The organism is Chryseobacterium sp. c4a (assembly GCF_009900745.1).
Taxonomy (GTDB): Bacteria; Bacteroidota; Bacteroidia; order Flavobacteriales; family Weeksellaceae; genus Chryseobacterium.
In genome coordinates, this window is record NZ_WXVU01000013.1 from 132,712 (window position 1) to 149,677 (window position 16,966).

Below are 16,966 nucleotides of genomic sequence, written 5' to 3' on the forward strand. Positions count from 1 at the left end.
AACATGACTCACAATAGAATAGCCGTTATCGGTTTACACGAACAGGAATACGAATATATACGACAGCATTATGATGGCCTTATGATCTGGCATCAATCCATTCCGATGATAAAAGTAGTCGATGGAACATTATATGTGGAAAAACCTCAGGGAGTAGGAATGCTTCCGGTAGATAAAGTAGTTTATCATGGAATTTTTGAAGATGATCTTGATCTTATCGCCGGGTTGGCCATTTGGAATGGGCCATGCTTTCCAAACGCCTACGGAATGATGGAATGCCGATTGAAAATTCCTTGCCTTGCCAAAGCGATGAAGTATTCAAAATTTAATTCCCAAAGAGGATTTATCTCGGCAGGAGCTTATGTGAATACGGATACCGAATTGGTAGCAAAATGGGGCAACTGGCACTGTGGAGAAAACAAACATAAATTTACAGGAAGCTGGGAAAGTACAGAAAACAGTGTGCTCGAACCTTATTTTGAAGGCGATGCTGTAAGAATATTAAACATCGGTGAAAAATCCTGGCAGATCAAGCTTGAAGGAGAAACATGGTTAAAATCCATACATCCGGATGATGCCCAATTCATGGAAATTGATGCAGAACTCCTACAGGATACCCTGATGTTAAAAGAAAAAATAGGAATGGATGTGATCGCGAATGACTATATCGTTCAGAAAAACGGTCATAAACATTTATTGGAAATTAATCATATTCCCAATATTACAAGGTTTGAAGAAGTGAGATTACATTTCTTAAAGACTGTTGTAGATTGGATTCAAGAGGACTAGATAAAGTTCAAAGACAAAAAAATACGATGGAAATGACCAAAAGACTATTGTTTCTGGATGATGTAAGATACCCGATTGAGGCGTATCATTATACCAAACAGGATATATTTCTCAGAAGAGATTGGCATATTGTTCGGAATTACGATCAGTTTGTCAATAGAATTCTGGCAAAAGGCCTTCCGGAAATGATTTCTTTTGATCATGATCTAGCCGATGAACACTACCTGAAAGCAGACACGAAAGAGTTTGTGGAAAAAACAGGCTATGATTGTGCAAAATGGTTAATAGAATACTGTATGGATCATTATTTAGACTTACCGAAATTCTATAGCCACTCTATGAATCCTGTGGGAAAAGAGAATATAGAAAGACTTTTAAAAAACTTTAAAAAACTAAAAAAATGATTTTCAAAACATATAACTCTATAGAAAATGCTTACCAAACCCGTGTGATCGATCAAATCAGACTACAGGGCTTTGGGGATGAGGTTTTCATTGTGCAGGAAAAAGTTCATGGAGCTAATTTCTCTTTCTTTACCGACGGAAAGGAAATTAAGATCGGGAAGCGAACTGCTTTTATCGAAAAGGATGAAAAATTTTTCAATGCACATCAGATTTTGGAACGCTACAGAAAAAATGTAATAGAGGTGTTCTGGAAGGTAAAAACCATGTACCCGGATGTTGAAACTGTGGTGATCTACGGTGAATTGTTCGGTGGCGGTTACAAACATAAAGAAGTAGAACCTGTAAAAGATGCTGTGAAAGTGCAGAAAGGAATTGAATATGCGCCTCACAATGACTTTTATGCTTTTGATATTAAACTGAATGGGATTACCTATTTGGATACGGAAGTGATCAATCAGATTTTTGAGGAGACAGGATTTTTCTATGCAAGAACCCTTTTTCAGGGAACTCTGGAGGAAGCTTTGAGGTTTCCCAATGTTTTCAATTCAAAAATTCCGGGTTGGTTTGGGCTTCCCGAATTAAACAATATGTGTGAAGGAACCATTATCAAAACTCTAAAAACCAGATATTTTGGAAACGGATCCAGAGTCATTCTGAAAAATAAGAATGAAAAATGGATCGAGAAGTCTAAAATGGTCAAAAAACAAGATAAAATTGTCCAGAAACAGGTTTATTTCAGTGAAACTGCTCAAAATATTTGGGATGAAATCCAAAGATATGCAACAGTGAACCGCCTGAATAATGTGGTGAGCAAAATCGGCGAATTCGAACCTAAAATGATAGGAAAAGTGATTGGTCTTTTTGCACAAGACATTTTAGAAGATTTTGAAAAAGATTTTCCGGCAGTTTTTACAACCATTGAAAAAGAAGAACAGAAAAGGATCAATAAAAAGTTGAATTCTTTAGTGATTGATATTGTGAAAGAAGAATTAAATTCAGCAAAAGTATAGTTTGGGATTGATGCCAATGAATAAAGAACTTTTGCCATTAAAACAATTAAAAATGAAAAAGATAAGTACATTATTCAAAAAAGATATAAATAATTTAGGAAGAGTTATTAACGAAATTAATCCTGAAAACAATTGGGTTTTTGATGGAAAAGCTATTGCTACGCAAAAGTTTGATGGTTCTGCATGTGCAGTGATCAATGGTAAATTATACAAAAGATACGATGCCAAAAAAGGTAAAACAGCTCCTGAAGGTGCAATTCCATGTCAGGAAGCAGATCTTACTACAGGCCATCATCCGCATTGGGTAGAGTGTAGCATGGAGAAAAAAGATGATCAGTACTTCTGGGAAGGTTTCAATGCGTTGGCCGAATCGGGCAAGGTAGAAGAGGGTACTTACGAACTTATTGGTGAGAAAGTGCAGGGAAATCCTGAAAATATTAAAGGTCATTTATTAGTAAAGCACGGAAATAATATTCTTAGTTTAGAAAGTTTGGATTTTGAATTTATCAAAAACTTTCTGAGCAATCCTGAGAATAATATGGAAGGTATTGTTTTCCATCATACAGCGGATAATCGTATGTGTAAGATCAGGAAATCTGATTTTGGTATACGTAGAAAAGCGATAAAAGAACTTATTGTTTAAAATAAAGATGAAGTTTCGGTAATTTATTTTACCGGAACTTTTTTATGTATAAATGCAACCACAAATCTAGATATTTTTGAGTCTATAAAGGTGAAATTGTTAGTATTCACATTAGGCAGCCAGTTTGTCATTCCATAGGAATCCCTACGGTAAAAATTTAAAATGATATTTAGATTCCTACGGAATGACAAAGAAATTGGTTTTGTGGTTTAAAAAGAAAGAAAAAATGTTACAGGCAGAAATAAAAAGTCTTTTAAAAGAAGACATCAGTATATTAATAAAAGTTCCCAACTCCGCAAAGCACTATTTGTGTGATTGTGGAGAGGCCAGTTTATTAACGGTAAAAGAAGCGCAGGCGATATCGGCGATATTGATCAGCCATACTCATATCGATCATTTTTCCAATTTTGATGGTATTTTCAGACATCAGATTGGAAGTGGAGAAAAAGTCGTTATCTGTGGGCCAAAAAATATTCATCAGCAAATTGAAGCAAGATTAAAATCCTATACCTGGAATTTAATAGCAGAAGATGCTATTGAATATGAGATCCGTGAAATTGTTTCCAAAGAAGAAATCAAGGTTTATACCCTTCGTCCTCCTTACTGGAATATTGAATATGTAAAGACTCAGAATTTCCTTTTTGAAGATGAATTTGTAAATATAGATTTTGCTATTCTTGATCACAAAACAGATTCCATTGCGTACCTTTTTAAAGAAAAGGATACCGTTACTTTTCATGAAAATGCTTCTGGTTTTAAGAAAGGAAAATGGATCAGTGAACTGAAAGCAGCCTTTGAAAATAATGATCCGGATAAAGAAATTGAAATAGAAGGAACTCTGTATAAAACATCAGATTTGTTTCATTTGTTAACCAGAAATGAAGGTTACAAATTAGGAGTAATCATGGATCATGCTGCGGATGAAGACAATTATAAAAAGATAAAAGAAGTCTTCAGCAATGCAGATACAGTCTATATTGAAACATTTTACAAGGATTCAGATCAGGAATTTGCAAAGATTAATTATCACAGTTTTGCCTCTGCATCTGGAAAAATCATGAATGAGTGTAAGGTAAAAGAAGCCATTCCGATCCATTTTTCAAGAAGATATACTGAAAATGATCAACAAGAAATTGAAACCGCTTTTTATCAAGCTTTTCAAAATTAAAAAACGTAGTACTTCTTTCAGAAAAAGTCCCAGTTGAAGACCTAGTATTTTCCTTCTCAGGAGGAATGTTAAATCTACAATTTGACGGGTGGTTCTAAACACTACCAATAACTAAACAAAAAAATTAAAAAACAATGAAACCTAATATATTTTTTACAGCAGACCATCACTTTGGTCACGAAAATATTATAAAATTCTCCGAAAGACCCTTTGAGTCTATGGAGCAGATGAATCAAGAACTGATTAAAAGATGGAATGAAAGAATCAATCCCGGAGATACGGTTTACCATTTAGGAGATTTCAGTCTTGGGAAACCGGATTTTACAAAAGAAATCTTAGATCAGCTGAACGGAAACATCCATTTGATCAAAGGAAATCATGAAGGAGCAGCTTTAACGTACCCTAAGCGATTTGCCTCCATCAGAGATTATCATGAATTGAAAATTGATGAGCCGGATACCAGCAATGGAAAACAGAAAATCATTCTTTTTCATTACGCCATGCGCACCTGGAATGGCTCACATCGTGGAGTCTGGCAGCTATACGGACATTCACACGGAACATTGCCGGATGATGAAATGGCATTGAGCTTCGATGTAGGAGTAGATTGCCACAATTTTTACCCGATTTCCTACGAAGAAGTCAAGGAAATCATGAAAAAGAAAAAATGGACACCACCATTTGCCCCTCGAGAGTAGTAGACAGGAGAGCTTGGGAGAAAAGAATTTAAACAGAAAATAAATCAATAGCTAAATGATGCCATATTTATGGTATCCAGATTCTTTATGACCTGGTTTATTGACTTTATCCTGCTCTCATTAATACATTGTACACAACCATGAAAACAACCAATGAAATCATAATTGTCGATTTGGAAGCAACCTGTTGGGAAAACGACAGGATTCCAATCGGACAGAAAGTAGATATTATCGAAATGGGAATTTGTAAATTGGATCTGATATCCAAAACTATTTCCCAAAAACAAAGCATTTATGTCATTCCCGAAAGATCAGAAATCAATAGATTCTGTACAAAGCTAACAGGAATTACCCCGCAATTAATAGAAGAAAAAGGAATCTATTTTGAAGAAGCCTGTGAAAAGATCAGAGATGAATACAACCCTGAATCTCTTACCTGGGCCGGATACGGAAACTTCGACAGAGAACAGATTATTGAACAATCCGACTGGCTCGGAATTGAAAATCCTTTTTCAGGACAATACCTTGATGTGATGTATGAATTCAAAAGACATTTCAGACTTCATAAATCTATTGGCTTGAAAAGAGCTCTGGATCATCTGAAAATGGATTTCGACGGAAACCATCACAGCGGAGCAGACGATGCTTATAATACCGCCAAAATTCTCAATAAGATTTTGGAATAACTTTTTAGATGGAAGTATAAAAATCAAAACTATACATTACTTCCATCCTTTAATTTTAAATATAAAACAATGAAAACAACAGAAAATATACTCATTATAGACCTTGAAGCCACGTGTTGGGAAAAGTACCCGCCGAGAGGTCAGGAAAGTGAGATAATCGAAATCGGGGTTTGTATCATGAATGCAAAAACCGGTAAAATCTCTCAAAATGAAGGGATTTTAATAAAACCCCAACATTCAAAAGTGAGCCCGTTCTGTACGGAGCTTACTACTCTTACTCAAAATATGTTGGATAATGAAGGAATCATGCTGGATGATGCTTTTGATATCCTGAGAGCAGAATACGATTCAGAAGAATTGACCTGGGCAAGCTATGGAAACTATGATCTGAATATGCTTCAGAACCAGGCCAGAAGATTTTATGTGGATTATCCTTTAAGTGATGACCATATCAATGTGAAAACATTATTCGGTGAAATTCATCCTACGGTAAGAAAAAGTGTAGGAATGCAAAGAGCCCTGAATGAACTTGGGTTTAAATTAGACGGAACCCATCACAGAGGAGTAGATGATGCCAGAAATATTGCCAAGATTCTGCATTGGTGCCTACAGCATAATTAAAATCTAAATAGATAATAATTGATATGAAGAGACTGCTCCGAAAGGTTCAGTCTTTTTTTATGGCCTTTTATTTTTTATAATTTACCTTTGATAAAAATTGTATCCCTTGGAGGAGCTCATCAAACTACTGGAACATACCAACAGAAGCGTTTTTCTGACAGGGAAAGCAGGAACTGGAAAAACTACCTTCCTGAATGATTTTGTAAAGAAAACACGTAAAAAACATATTATTGTTGCTCCTACCGGGATTGCAGCAATTAATGCTGGTGGAGTAACCATACATTCATTGTTTGCCATTCCTTCACGAACCTTTGTTCCTACCACAGAATTTGTTGATCCTAATCTTGCGATGAATATCAATGAGTTGTTTCCCCATTTTAAGTACAGAAAAGAAAAACTGGATCTTTTTCGGGAAATAGAATTAATTATTATTGATGAAGTATCCATGTTGAGAGCTGATTTACTGGATATGATGGATCATTCTTTAAGAAGAGTAAGACGAAATCAATTGCCGTTTGGAGGAGTTCAGTTGTTATTAATAGGAGATCTATATCAATTGCCGCCTGTGGTAAGAGATGATTCTGAAAGGATTTTATCAAAATTCTACGAAACTCCTTTTTTCTTTTCGGCCAAGGCTTTACAAAATGTACGATTAATCACTGTAGAATTAACAACGGTATACCGTCAGCAGGATGAAGAATTTTTAGAAATACTCGATGCAGTAAGACATGCAGACTTTCACGAACTGGATTTTGAAAAATTAAATTCCCGATACAATCCTGATTTTGAGCCTGAAAATGAAACCTACATTCATCTATGTTCTCATAATCGTATTGCAGATCATATTAATCAGAAAAAACTCACGGAGCTCAATGAAGAATCTATGTTGTATAAAGCTTCAGTGATTGGGGAGTTTAAAGAAACCCAATATCCGATGGAAGAAACTCTGGAGCTGAAAGTGGGTGCTCAGATTATGTTTATTAGAAATGATTCATCGCCTGATAAAAACTTTTACAATGGGAAGCTCGCGGAAATTTCCTATCTCGATGAAGATATTATAAAAGTCGTATTGGATGAAAGTAAAAAAGAAATTATCGTAACCACCGAAGTCTGGGAACAGAAAAGATATACTCTTGATGCTGATAAAAACATTCAAACAGAAGTATTGGGAAGTTTTGAACAATATCCTATACGATTGGCTTGGGCAGTTACCATTCATAAAAGTCAGGGATTGACATTTGATCGTGTCATTATTGATGCCGGAAGATCCTTTGCCAGTGGGCAGGTCTATGTTGCATTAAGCCGTTGCAGAACTTTGAATGGAATCGTCTTGAAATCTAAAATTTCACAGAATGCTATATTCAAAGATCATAGAATTGAAGACTTTCAGCAGGTTACCAATGCCAATGACAGGCTTACACAGATCATTGAACATGAAAAATATGATTATACATTGCATAAAGTTCAAATGACATTAGATGCAGCGTGGATAAAAGAAACAGTCTTGATTTGGAAAGAAATAGCTCTAATGGCAAAGATGTCGGATCAGGAAAAGATAGATGCTTTGTCTGATGAGTTTGAAAGAGAAAGCGAGCACCTTTTTAAAGTATCTGAAAAATTTAAAAGAATAATCCGTTTGAAATTAGCCGATTTTATAGCTGGAGAAATTCAATGGAGTGAGGTCGAAGAAAAATGTCAGGGCGCTGTACACTTTTTTTATAAGAATACTGCAGAAAAATTTTTATTGCCTTTGAAAAGTCTTTACTCGGATACGATAGGAACTAAAGGCTTAAAAAAATTCAATGAAGAAACGAAAACCTTTTTGTATGATCTTGAAAACTACATTGAAAGATTGAAAGCCAGTTACCTGTTGGATGTGCTGTTATTTGATAAAGAAATTGAAATAGATACTTCAATAACCGTTGTTAAAAAACCAACACACCTTATTACCTTTCAATTATTTGATGAAGGGATGCCTCCTTTTGAAATTGCTGAAAAAAGAAATCTTACTCTGGCAACCATCTACAGGCATCTGGCAAAAATGGGATTGACAGAAGTAGAGAGAACTTTTAAACAATAATATCACCTCAACACTATGCTCTAACTCCTGGGCTTAATTCTGTAATTTGATCATAGATTGAAGGATATAATTCCGGTGGAATAGAATGCCCCATTCCTTCAATCAGAATAAATTGTGCATCGGGAATAGAATCTGCAATATCTTTTCCACAATCCGGATGAAAAATAGGATCCTGAGTTCCATGGATAACCAAAGTTGGAATTTTGATTCTCGTTAAAACTTCCCGATCATACCGATAAGTAGCTATGGCCAGCAGTTGTCTTATAATACCGTCTTTTGTGTTTGAGCGGGTAAGCTCTTCTTCAATCATTTCTCTTTCTAAGTTTTCATCCAGTTTATATAAATCTCCTGAAATTCTTCTAGCAAAAAATAGCTTATCCTTAATATAACCCTCTTTATCTGCAATTGGATCTACTGAAGGTTTCATCATCATGGCCATAACATCAGGATCTGAAGGTGGTAAAGCCGGATTCAGAGATGTTGACATGATGATCGTTAATGATAAAACCCTTTCAGGATAGTACGACCCTAATAATTGGGCGATAATTCCACCCATAGATCTGCCTGCAAAATGAGCCTTTTCAATCTGTAAATAATCAAGTAAGCCAATCACGTCCTTGGCCATATCCATCAGAGAATAAGGAATATCTTCTGCTTTTATTTTAGAAAAGAAAGTCTGATGATTTCCAGTAAAATTCAAGGGTTTATGAGAATGAAAAACAGACATTCCGGAATCTCTGTTATCAAACCGGATCACTCTTAAACCGTGTTGTACCAATAATTCACAAAATGTATCATCCCAGCGAATCATCTGGCTTCCCAATCCTGAAATCAGTACTATGGTCTGTTGATGTTCCGCTCCTAAGATTTCATAGCAAAGATCAACTTCATTTATTTCAACAATATGGTTCATAATCCGTAAAGTTCTCCGTCAATTTCCGATAGGGCAGTTCGTTCTGCCTTTAAGATCTCCTGACGGTAATTAACATATTTATTTTCCTGAGTAGGAATAATGGTTATAAATTCAAAACTGAAATTTTCACTTCCATATTCATTCCAGTCTTGTTGTAGCTGAGTATTGGTGTATAAGCCACTTTGTAATACAAACTTCATCTTATTGACCAATGCTTCCAGATTCAATGCTCCTTTGATATATTGTTTTCCATTTATATTATTTCTCACAGCAAGTACTCCCATGGTGATAACATGGTTTTTTGCCTTTTCTCGAAGTTGCTGTTTTATAGTATTTTTCATATTGATCTATTTAATATTTCCACCCAATTCGGATAAAAGTTCAGTAGCTGTTTGCAGTTGTTTATTCTTTTTTGAAGAAAGAATATTCTTGGTGGCATATTCAGCAGTTACTTTTGCTTCTTCAAATATTTTTTTTCCATTAGGAGTAATCACAACATAGCTTACCCTGGCATCTCTTTCATTGGTTTCTCTTCCCACCAATCCTATTTTTTCCAGAGGATTTAGTAAACGGGTGATACCGGAAGCTGTAACCCCAATTTTCTCAGCCAAATCAATTCTGCGCATTTTGCTTTCAGAAGATTGACTAAGGATATAAAGAATCACAAAATCATTAAATCCCAACCCATGGGAACTCAGAGAATCAAACTTTCGGACAATAACCGATTGTAGTTTGTTGATATTCATTAAAAATAATAATTCAGAGCTTATCATTGAAAAGTATTTGAGTTCTCAAGTATTTTATTTTTGCAAATATATGAATTTTAATGAACTACAAGTATTTGTATATATTTTTTTCTGTAGAATATGCGTTCAGTTAAAATCGGAAATGGAATCAGGAAACTCAAGATCTGTAAATAGGGTATAATGTGTTTGAGTATCAATAAATTATGATTATGTTGTGATTTGTATACCAAATGGTAATTTTCATTTTTCCTTTTCTTATTTCTATCCTTTTTTCAAAGAGATGCTAATAAAACTACCAGTTTTAGGCATACTTTACGATTTCTTACTCCATATATCTTTACAATGGGAGAACTCGGTATTGAAGTAAAGCGAGTGGTAGAAGAGCTTTTATTAACTTAAAATTTTGTTAAAAAATTCACTTTTTAGGGATAATTTACTTCCGGGCAATCAAATTTCTTTATTTTAGCCGGGCAAGAATGAATTTATGCTTATTGAGGAGCAGTTTAAGGTTATATATTTAAACTATAAAATCAAGGAAATTATTCCTTTCCTAAAGAATCTTACACCTAAAGATAGAAAAGAAGTAGCTGCCATTTTGAAGAAGCACATAAACAAAGAATGGGGGCACAATACAGTATCGGTGTTGGCAGCTTTGGCGTGCAGTATAACGAAGGAGGAATATGAAAAGATGAGACCGGGATTCCATTCCATTCCGGAAGAACTTGTTGATGAACTTTTTGAAACCTATGTTCCTGATTGGATTGGAGAAAGTCATTTGTTCCTCAATGGGTTCGATTATCTGAAAGTGCTGGAATGGGAACAGAAAGGTTACTTGACTCTTCAACCTGAATTCTGGGCCTCTTTGCTTTCCTCATCATCAAGAACGGAAGAAATACTCCTTGCTTATCCGGTAACTCTGAAATCCCATATCTGGTATTTGTTTGAGCATGAATGCAGCATTACCTCTATTTATCAAAACAGAAGCTGGAAAGATGTTGTAAAGAATCTTATTGAAGAAAAGAAAATTGACCGTTCAAGAGTCTTGAAAGCAAGCCTTGCTGCAATCAATTTTAATTTTTCAAAAGAACATAATACCTGGTTCCTTGAACTTTTTGCTTATCTGGAACCTACCCACAAAGAAATTCTGGATTTACAGGATGAAATATTTATGATCTTTCATTCCACACAACATTCGTTGTTTCCGGGAGTATTAAAGATTATCAATCCGATAGTTGCAGAAAATAATTTTAAAACAGAAGATTTTTTGCAGGCTGCTGCAGCTTTGATGACTCTTCCCACGAAGAATATTGTCAATGCCCTCCTTCAGGCACTGGAGAAAATAGCAAAAGATCATAAAAAATATCATGAAACAGTATGCCTGTTTTTGATGCCTGTCTTTTTGAATAAAGATAAAACACTTCAAACCAAAGGGGCAAAGGTTATCGTTAGATACGGAGATCCACAATCAGAAAAAATAAAGACAGAACTGACATTTTATACAGCTTCTCTTCTTTCTGATGCACAGTCTTTACTGGCGAAATTTCTTCTGGTAAATGATGTCATTGAAAGTAAAGAAGAACCTAGCTATGAAGCCGCTCCATGGTATATATCACAGCCTATTACTCCTGTAGAAGCCATTGATGATTTTATTTTCCTGGCTTCTCAGATCTTTAATAATAATGAAACTTACCACATTGATCTGTTTCTGGATGCTTTGATAAGATTCAATGGTACTTTTGAAGAAGAAGATTTTAATAAGCTTGAACCTACCTTTAATGCCGCATTCAAAAGAAAAGAAACGATAGGATTCCAACATTTGATGGCCACTTTTGTGATTCATTATGGTCTGTTGAAACAGAGAAATACATCAAAAGTATTATCGGATGCCTATTTGAGTTTTCCTACACTCGAAAATTGGAGTGAAAAAAGAACTCCTTTTATTTTTAAAGCATATCAACAGCTGTTCTTAGGTGTATTTGAGTTTTTAAGAGAAAATAAACAACTTCCGTTACTGTCAGTACCGGAACATACACCTTGTTGGATCACGATGAATACTCTTGTGGATAAATTAAAAATTTATCAGCTGCAAAAAGAGATGCCTATTCCTTTTGATCTGGAGATTGCTTTACTTCGGGTAAAAAAAGAGAAGCTGAAAAAAGGGGAACAATATGCAAAAGAACAGCTGAATGATGAATATTTTGATCTTCTCAAGCCGGTTCTGGAGCAAGACTATTTTTCAAAACTTTATAAAAAAGAATTTCTTGATGGCAGTTTCGACTGGAAGCTGGGATATAAAAAGATCTATAAGTGGAATGATACTGAAGAAGTTCCAGAATCATTAATCTCTATTGAAAATAGTAAAGAACTCCATGGAAATGCTTCGTTTCTGGATTATCTTTTCAATTCTTATCACACAATGTATCAGGATGATTTGATTCGTGCTTTATATACAACCCCTTATTTTTCGGGATCTTTGGTGGTAAGCAAATACAATAGTGATTTATCCTGTTCTACCTATCAGTATGACATAAAAGGGAATATAGAATTCCTTGATGCCTTAATGAAACTGAATCTTCCGTTTCAGCCTGTACATTATTTGTTTCTGTCAGCAGGATTGTTTAATAAAGATAAAACATTCTCTGGTATGGCTTTTGAAGCCCTAGTAAACAAGGCTGTTTCAGAGGATTTTAATATTCTGGAACTCGGAATGATTATAGGCAAAAAGATTAATTTTGAATGGGCACCTGTGAAACGATTTACAGATGGGCTTTCTGGATTTATTAATCTGAGTACCAGACATAACCAAGTCTTTGAAAAACTGTTGATATCCATTCTTTCAGCAGTTGAAAAACCGGTTTTTAATATCAAAAAACTGTTGGAGCTCTATTATGAGCTCCTGAATCAAAACAGAACCCAGGTAAGTGAGAAAATTGCTGAAGGTTTGAAAGAATGGGAAAATGAGAATAACCTGAAAAAAATTATACATCAAATTAAAACACATGAAAGAAAGACTTTATGAGATCCTTAATGAGGAAAAAATACATGAGATCGTCCCTTTTCTGAAGCAGCTTACCGCAGAAGAAAAGCAGACATTAGTACCTACGATAAAAAAAATAGATCGTGAGATCAACAAGATCATCATGACTAAGAATTCTTACCATACAGCAGGCTCTGTAAATCAGCATGCTATTATTGATATTGCATCATTTGTCTGTATGGATCAAAAAAACTTTGGTAAAAATTACTGGAGTCTTTTTCGCAATATAGAACAAACAGAGCAGATTTTAGAATGGGGATGCCCAGATTGGTTCTCCGACTTTATCAATGATTCTATTGATGCTGAGTTTACAGCTTTCAATTATCAGCATATTTTAGGATGGGCAGAAAAAGGCTATATCCAGCCTAAACCTGAATTGCTGGGACATCACCTGAGTAATTATCCGGCAGATCTGGATCAGCATCCCGAAACACTCAGGACTCACTTTTGGTATCTGTGCGAATATCCATCCAAATCATTACCATTCCAGAGAGATTGGTTTCCACTGGTACAAAAGCTTGTTTTAGAAGAGAAAATCGACAGGAAAAGATTTTTAAGAGAATGCCTCCTGGCTGCCAACAGAAATTTCAATAAGAATGTGACAGGTTGGTTCATGGATGCTTTTACAGCTTTAAAACCAACAGAAAATGAATTGGTAGAGCTTCAGGATGAGTTATTAGCCGGATTAACGTCTGTGCAGTCAAAAGCTGCCAATACAATTCTTATTCATTTGAAGAAAATGGTAGGAAATCCAGCTTTTAAAAGCAGTGAATTTGCTCATTATCTTCCTAATTTGTTGAGTCAGGAAGTTAAAACCGTTGTGATGGGCAGTCTTACGTTAACGGAAAAGATCTTCCAACATAAAAAACTTGATCCTGAAGTCTTAGGAATTGCTTTAACCTCTGCATTTGTAAGCAAAGATGACAGTATACAGTCAAAAGCAGCAAAGATTATTCTGAAATATATTCCTCCGTCCGAAACGATAAAAGAATCACTTTCTCATTACTCGGATAATATTCTGACGAATGTGCGTGCTCTTTTAGATCCATATATAGAAGAAGAACTTCAGGAGCTGGAAGCAATTGTTTCAGAAAAAATATCTTTGACCACAGAAGAAAATAAAGTTAAGGTATTGGAAAGTTTTGAAGATTTAATGTTTTTCCTTCCCTTAGCTATAGAAGATCCATACAGCCATCATTGTGATACAGCTTTGTCCGGCTTTGCCCGCTTTGCTAATGATATCAATGAAGAGTCTGTAAAATTAATAGAACCTGTATTTCTTAAAGCCTGTAAAACCATTGCAAAATGGGAAGTTCCGTATTTGAATGTCCTGATATGCAATCTTATTATTAATTATGGATTAAGTTTATTGGAAAAATATCCGGATCAGCTTAAAAATCTGGAAAAAATATATCAGAAAACCAGTAATGAAGAAGCTGCAAGAGAAGGATATTTAAACTATCAAAAAAAGCTTGGCCCTATTGCAAAAGTGGGAGCAGGTAGCCCTGTAATGAAAGCTTTTAAGGAGTTGGCAATATATACTTATGAAAAAATAAATGCTGGTGACAGCGTTCCTTTACTATTTGCCATTACCCATGCTCCTTGTTGGATCTGTCCCGTTACTTTGGTAGAAAGGCTTCAGGTATATCAGGATAAAGATATAGAACCTCACCATCTGGATTTGCAGTTGGCATTGCAGCGATGTGCTTTAGATAATACTTCTGAGGCATTACAGCTTGCTGAAGCAAAATTAAAAGGAGAATATAAAGAACTAATGCTTTTCTTCTTTGGTAAAAATCCACAGCCAAAAGGGAAATTCGAACATCCTGCATGGTGGATGACTGCCGGAATTACACGTTCTCCGGGAACAGATTTTAAAGAGTTTAGTAGTTTTGGATATGATACAATTCCTAGGGAGTTTTTTTCAGGTGTTTATCAATGGAAAACCATTGACAGCAAGAAAAATTCATACTATCCCACTGAGCTGAATATTACCATTCCAAAATATCACGTAGAAAAAAGAAAAGATCCGTTGCTGCTGGAATACTTTATTGCTGAACCAAGAGAGCTTTCTGAAACCATTGGAATGATGTGGTGCTTTCCAAACACATTAGGGAATGCCTTGGCTAAAGTGATTAAAAGCTGTCTTTTCTATTCAGGTATTGCAGAAGTGTATGAAAGAAATCTAGTACTGAATACAGCACAAGCCCTTTATCAGGTTAAAAAACCTTTGGAAGAAATGGGATATCTGTTTTTAGGTACCATTTTCCTGGATGGAGATAAAACAATCCGTGGAACTGCTGCTGAAATCTGGCTGGAACATGTTTCTCACAAGATGATAGACAATGCGCAATTAGGAAAAGTGATTGGTACTCATGAAAAATTGGAGTGGGCACCGGTAAAAAGATTGACAGATCTTATTCAACATCAGATGCTGAATGTCAGTAAAAATCATAATATTGCATTGGAAGAACTAATTTCCAACATTCTCCTTCAGATGGATAAGCCTGTTACCAACCTGAAGAAATTGCTGGAGGTGTACCACGAAGTATTAGCTTTAAACCAGTCGGAAGCTCATAAAAAAGTAATCGAAAAACTCAACGACTGGAAAGAAAACTCGAGCCTGAAAAAAATCTGCAATCATCTTCTAAAAAAATAGATGTATGGAAGATATGCTTACTTATAATTATTCAAGATCATCCTCATTCGTAAAGAAAGATGCGCTTGAAGAACTGTTTCTTGCCCAATATAGCGAGATACAGAAAAAGACAGATGTACCCTGTTTTTTTTGGGGAAATGTGAGACAGCCTTTTATATTGGCGCGTTGTCTCATCACGCTTTCCAATATTGTGAAATCAAGTTTCAGTTTATCACCATTTCAAATGGCTCTTCTTAAAGATCCGATCGTTACTGCTGGGAACGAAAGACTTCGCTTTGAAGGCTTTTCCCATTGTGCAGGCGTATATGCCCGTGTAGATGTTCTTCCTGGTGGACTGGATGGTGAGTTCCTGAAAAACGGAACCACCAATGTAGACTTTAATCAGACTATGATAACAGCCTTGGGAAGCATTCGTCCCAACGAACAAATTATGCTTTCTGTGGGAGAAAAAGAAGTGGGACTGTACAAGGAAGAAAAAAAAGTAGTGGAAAGAAAAGTTCCACTGCCTGTAAAATGGATAAAAGGCCTGGGAACTGTGCAGATTTATCTTTCCGAATCGGAAAAACAACATACCTTTAATAAGATTCAGACCCAGCAGTTGTTCAGAGGAATGCCAAAAGGAGTAGTGAAGTCAGATTACTATCTGATTGTAAGAGGAAACAAACCAATGTTCTCTCCTGTAAAATCCGTTGATGCTGTTTGTATTGGAGGTCTTCATAGACTTCGTTTGCTGGAACCTTTGCTTCCGTATATTGATTCTATGCAGGTGTTTCCACATCCGAATATGCAATCTACCACTTGGCAGCTCTATATGGGAAATATAAGATTCAGCTTTTCTTTATCAAGAGAAAGCTGGCGCGGATTCTCAGGTGAAGGAGCCTTGTTAAACAGCCTGACTACAGAAGTTCCTGATGAATGGATGGATGCATTAGATAAATATGCCTATGCCAATCAGTCGTTCAATGCAACAACTCTGACAATAGAAGAAAATCTTAGTGTAAGTAAAACAGAAAACTTAACAAGAAGATTGGCTGCTATGGGATTACTTGGATATGATCTGGATGATAATGAATTTTTCTACCGCAGATTACCTTTTAAACTGAGCCGGATCTTAGGGTTGAATCCTCGAATGAAAAATGCTGAAAAGCTGATTGAAGAAGGAAAAGTAGAGATTTTAAATAATACCAAAGAAAGAACAGAAGCCAGAGTAGAAGGTACAGGTGTACATCATACTGTAATTCTGGAAGAAGATAAAGAACGCTGTACCTGTGAATGGTTTAGCAAGTATCAGGGCGAAAGAGGGCCTTGTAAACATGTGTTGGCGGTGAAGAAAATGGTGAATCTAGTATATTAAATCTAAACTTCGGCAAGCCCTAAGGGCTTGCCGAAGTTCGTTAGAATAGCAATAGATTTAATAAGGAATTATTTTTTAACAGAGACAAGAGCGATAATAGCAAAAAAAGGAGCTAGTGAAAATGTGCCGTATAAAACTAAAGATGCATTTTGTGTACC

At 35.5% G+C, this 16,966-nt stretch carries 15 protein-coding genes; 12 read left to right on the forward strand and 3 right to left on the reverse strand.

Annotation, left to right across the window (positions count from 1 at the left end; genetic code table 11):
* The first annotated feature begins 3 nt into the window (after window positions 1-3).
* From GTR01_RS16810 to GTR01_RS16850, 9 genes are all read left to right on the forward strand, one after another.
* Window positions 4-789, forward strand: coding sequence for a hypothetical protein (locus tag GTR01_RS16810; RefSeq protein WP_160138935.1), 786 nt, complete (start codon window positions 4-6; stop codon window positions 787-789).
* Between the two features lie 26 nt (window positions 790-815).
* Window positions 816-1,193, forward strand: coding sequence for a cyclic-phosphate processing receiver domain-containing protein (locus GTR01_RS16815; protein ID WP_160138936.1), 378 nt, complete (start codon window positions 816-818; stop codon window positions 1,191-1,193).
* Entirely contained in the window at window positions 1,190-2,203 is a 1,014-nt protein-coding gene (locus GTR01_RS16820) for an RNA ligase, Rnl2 family (protein WP_160138937.1), read from the forward strand. Before GTR01_RS16815 ends, GTR01_RS16820 begins: the two co-directional genes overlap by 4 nt.
* A gap of 52 nt (window positions 2,204-2,255) precedes the next feature.
* Window positions 2,256-2,846, forward strand: a complete 591-nt coding sequence (locus GTR01_RS16825) for a DUF5565 family protein (protein WP_160138938.1) — start codon at window positions 2,256-2,258, stop codon at window positions 2,844-2,846.
* A gap of 184 nt (window positions 2,847-3,030) precedes the next feature.
* Window positions 3,031-4,014, forward strand: a complete 984-nt coding sequence (locus GTR01_RS16830) for a peptidase (RefSeq protein WP_228452265.1) — start codon at window positions 3,031-3,033, stop codon at window positions 4,012-4,014.
* A gap of 134 nt (window positions 4,015-4,148) precedes the next feature.
* Entirely contained in the window at window positions 4,149-4,712 is a 564-nt protein-coding gene (locus GTR01_RS16835) for a metallophosphoesterase family protein (protein ID WP_160138939.1), read from the forward strand.
* Window positions 4,713-4,852: 140 nt separating this feature from the next.
* Entirely contained in the window at window positions 4,853-5,398 is a 546-nt protein-coding gene (locus tag GTR01_RS16840; protein ID WP_160138940.1) for a 3'-5' exonuclease, read from the forward strand.
* Window positions 5,399-5,467: 69 nt separating this feature from the next.
* Window positions 5,468-6,019: a 3'-5' exonuclease gene (locus GTR01_RS16845; RefSeq protein WP_160138941.1), complete on the forward strand. Its 552-nt coding sequence runs from the start codon at window positions 5,468-5,470 to the stop codon at window positions 6,017-6,019.
* Window positions 6,020-6,125: 106 nt separating this feature from the next.
* Window positions 6,126-8,099 carry an AAA family ATPase gene (locus GTR01_RS16850; protein ID WP_228452266.1) on the forward strand — a complete coding sequence of 658 codons (1,974 nt, stop codon included), beginning with the start codon at window positions 6,126-6,128 and terminating at the stop codon, window positions 8,097-8,099.
* A gap of 13 nt (window positions 8,100-8,112) precedes the next feature.
* On the opposite strand, the gene GTR01_RS16855 is transcribed toward GTR01_RS16850, so the two are convergent.
* The 3 genes from GTR01_RS16855 to GTR01_RS16865 are packed head-to-tail and all read right to left on the reverse strand — an operon-like array spanning window position 8,113 to window position 9,785.
* On the reverse strand, window positions 8,113-9,012 hold the full coding sequence (locus tag GTR01_RS16855) for an alpha/beta fold hydrolase (protein ID WP_160138943.1): 900 nt from the start codon (window positions 9,010-9,012) through the stop codon (window positions 8,113-8,115).
* The gene (locus GTR01_RS16860) at window positions 9,009-9,353 is read right to left on the reverse strand and encodes a GIY-YIG nuclease family protein (protein WP_160138944.1); all 345 of its coding nucleotides are present in this window, start codon (window positions 9,351-9,353) and stop codon (window positions 9,009-9,011) included. Before GTR01_RS16860 ends, GTR01_RS16855 begins: the two co-directional genes overlap by 4 nt.
* 6 nt (window positions 9,354-9,359) lie before the next feature.
* On the reverse strand, window positions 9,360-9,785 hold the full coding sequence (locus GTR01_RS16865; protein WP_160138945.1) for a MarR family winged helix-turn-helix transcriptional regulator: 426 nt from the start codon (window positions 9,783-9,785) through the stop codon (window positions 9,360-9,362).
* A 457-nt stretch (window positions 9,786-10,242) separates the two neighbouring features.
* Here GTR01_RS16865 and GTR01_RS16870 point away from each other — a divergent pair, with 457 nt between their 5' ends.
* From GTR01_RS16870 to GTR01_RS16880, 3 genes are read left to right on the forward strand one after another with little or no spacing between them, the layout of a single operon-like run.
* A complete protein-coding gene (locus GTR01_RS16870) occupies window positions 10,243-12,777 on the forward strand; it encodes a DUF6493 family protein (RefSeq protein WP_160138946.1) in 2,535 nt (844 codons plus the stop codon).
* On the forward strand, window positions 12,758-15,454 hold the full coding sequence (locus tag GTR01_RS16875; protein WP_160138947.1) for a DUF6493 family protein: 2,697 nt from the start codon (window positions 12,758-12,760) through the stop codon (window positions 15,452-15,454). The genes GTR01_RS16870 and GTR01_RS16875 overlap by 20 nt, the downstream gene beginning before the upstream one ends.
* 4 nt (window positions 15,455-15,458) lie before the next feature.
* Window positions 15,459-16,808, forward strand: coding sequence for an SWIM zinc finger family protein (locus tag GTR01_RS16880; RefSeq protein WP_160138948.1), 1,350 nt, complete (start codon window positions 15,459-15,461; stop codon window positions 16,806-16,808).
* The last annotated feature ends 158 nt before the right edge of the window (window positions 16,809-16,966 follow it).

Coding starts and splice junctions, on each gene's coding strand:
- GTR01_RS16810 (WP_160138935.1), top strand. CDS start 4: ATGACTCACAATAGAATAGCCGTTATCGGTTTACACGAACAGGAATAC.
- GTR01_RS16815 (WP_160138936.1), top strand. CDS start 816: ATGGAAATGACCAAAAGACTATTGTTTCTGGATGATGTAAGATACCCG.
- GTR01_RS16820 (WP_160138937.1), top strand. CDS start 1,190: ATGATTTTCAAAACATATAACTCTATAGAAAATGCTTACCAAACCCGT.
- GTR01_RS16825 (WP_160138938.1), top strand. CDS start 2,256: ATGAAAAAGATAAGTACATTATTCAAAAAAGATATAAATAATTTAGGA.
- GTR01_RS16830 (WP_228452265.1), top strand. CDS start 3,031: ATGACAAAGAAATTGGTTTTGTGGTTTAAAAAGAAAGAAAAAATGTTA.
- GTR01_RS16835 (WP_160138939.1), top strand. CDS start 4,149: ATGAAACCTAATATATTTTTTACAGCAGACCATCACTTTGGTCACGAA.
- GTR01_RS16840 (WP_160138940.1), top strand. CDS start 4,853: ATGAAAACAACCAATGAAATCATAATTGTCGATTTGGAAGCAACCTGT.
- GTR01_RS16845 (WP_160138941.1), top strand. CDS start 5,468: ATGAAAACAACAGAAAATATACTCATTATAGACCTTGAAGCCACGTGT.
- GTR01_RS16855 (WP_160138943.1), bottom strand. CDS start 9,012: ATGAACCATATTGTTGAAATAAATGAAGTTGATCTTTGCTATGAAATC.
- GTR01_RS16860 (WP_160138944.1), bottom strand. CDS start 9,353: ATGAAAAATACTATAAAACAGCAACTTCGAGAAAAGGCAAAAAACCAT.
- GTR01_RS16865 (WP_160138945.1), bottom strand. CDS start 9,785: ATGATAAGCTCTGAATTATTATTTTTAATGAATATCAACAAACTACAA.
- GTR01_RS16870 (WP_160138946.1), top strand. CDS start 10,243: ATGCTTATTGAGGAGCAGTTTAAGGTTATATATTTAAACTATAAAATC.
- GTR01_RS16875 (WP_160138947.1), top strand. CDS start 12,758: ATGAAAGAAAGACTTTATGAGATCCTTAATGAGGAAAAAATACATGAG.
- GTR01_RS16880 (WP_160138948.1), top strand. CDS start 15,459: ATGGAAGATATGCTTACTTATAATTATTCAAGATCATCCTCATTCGTA.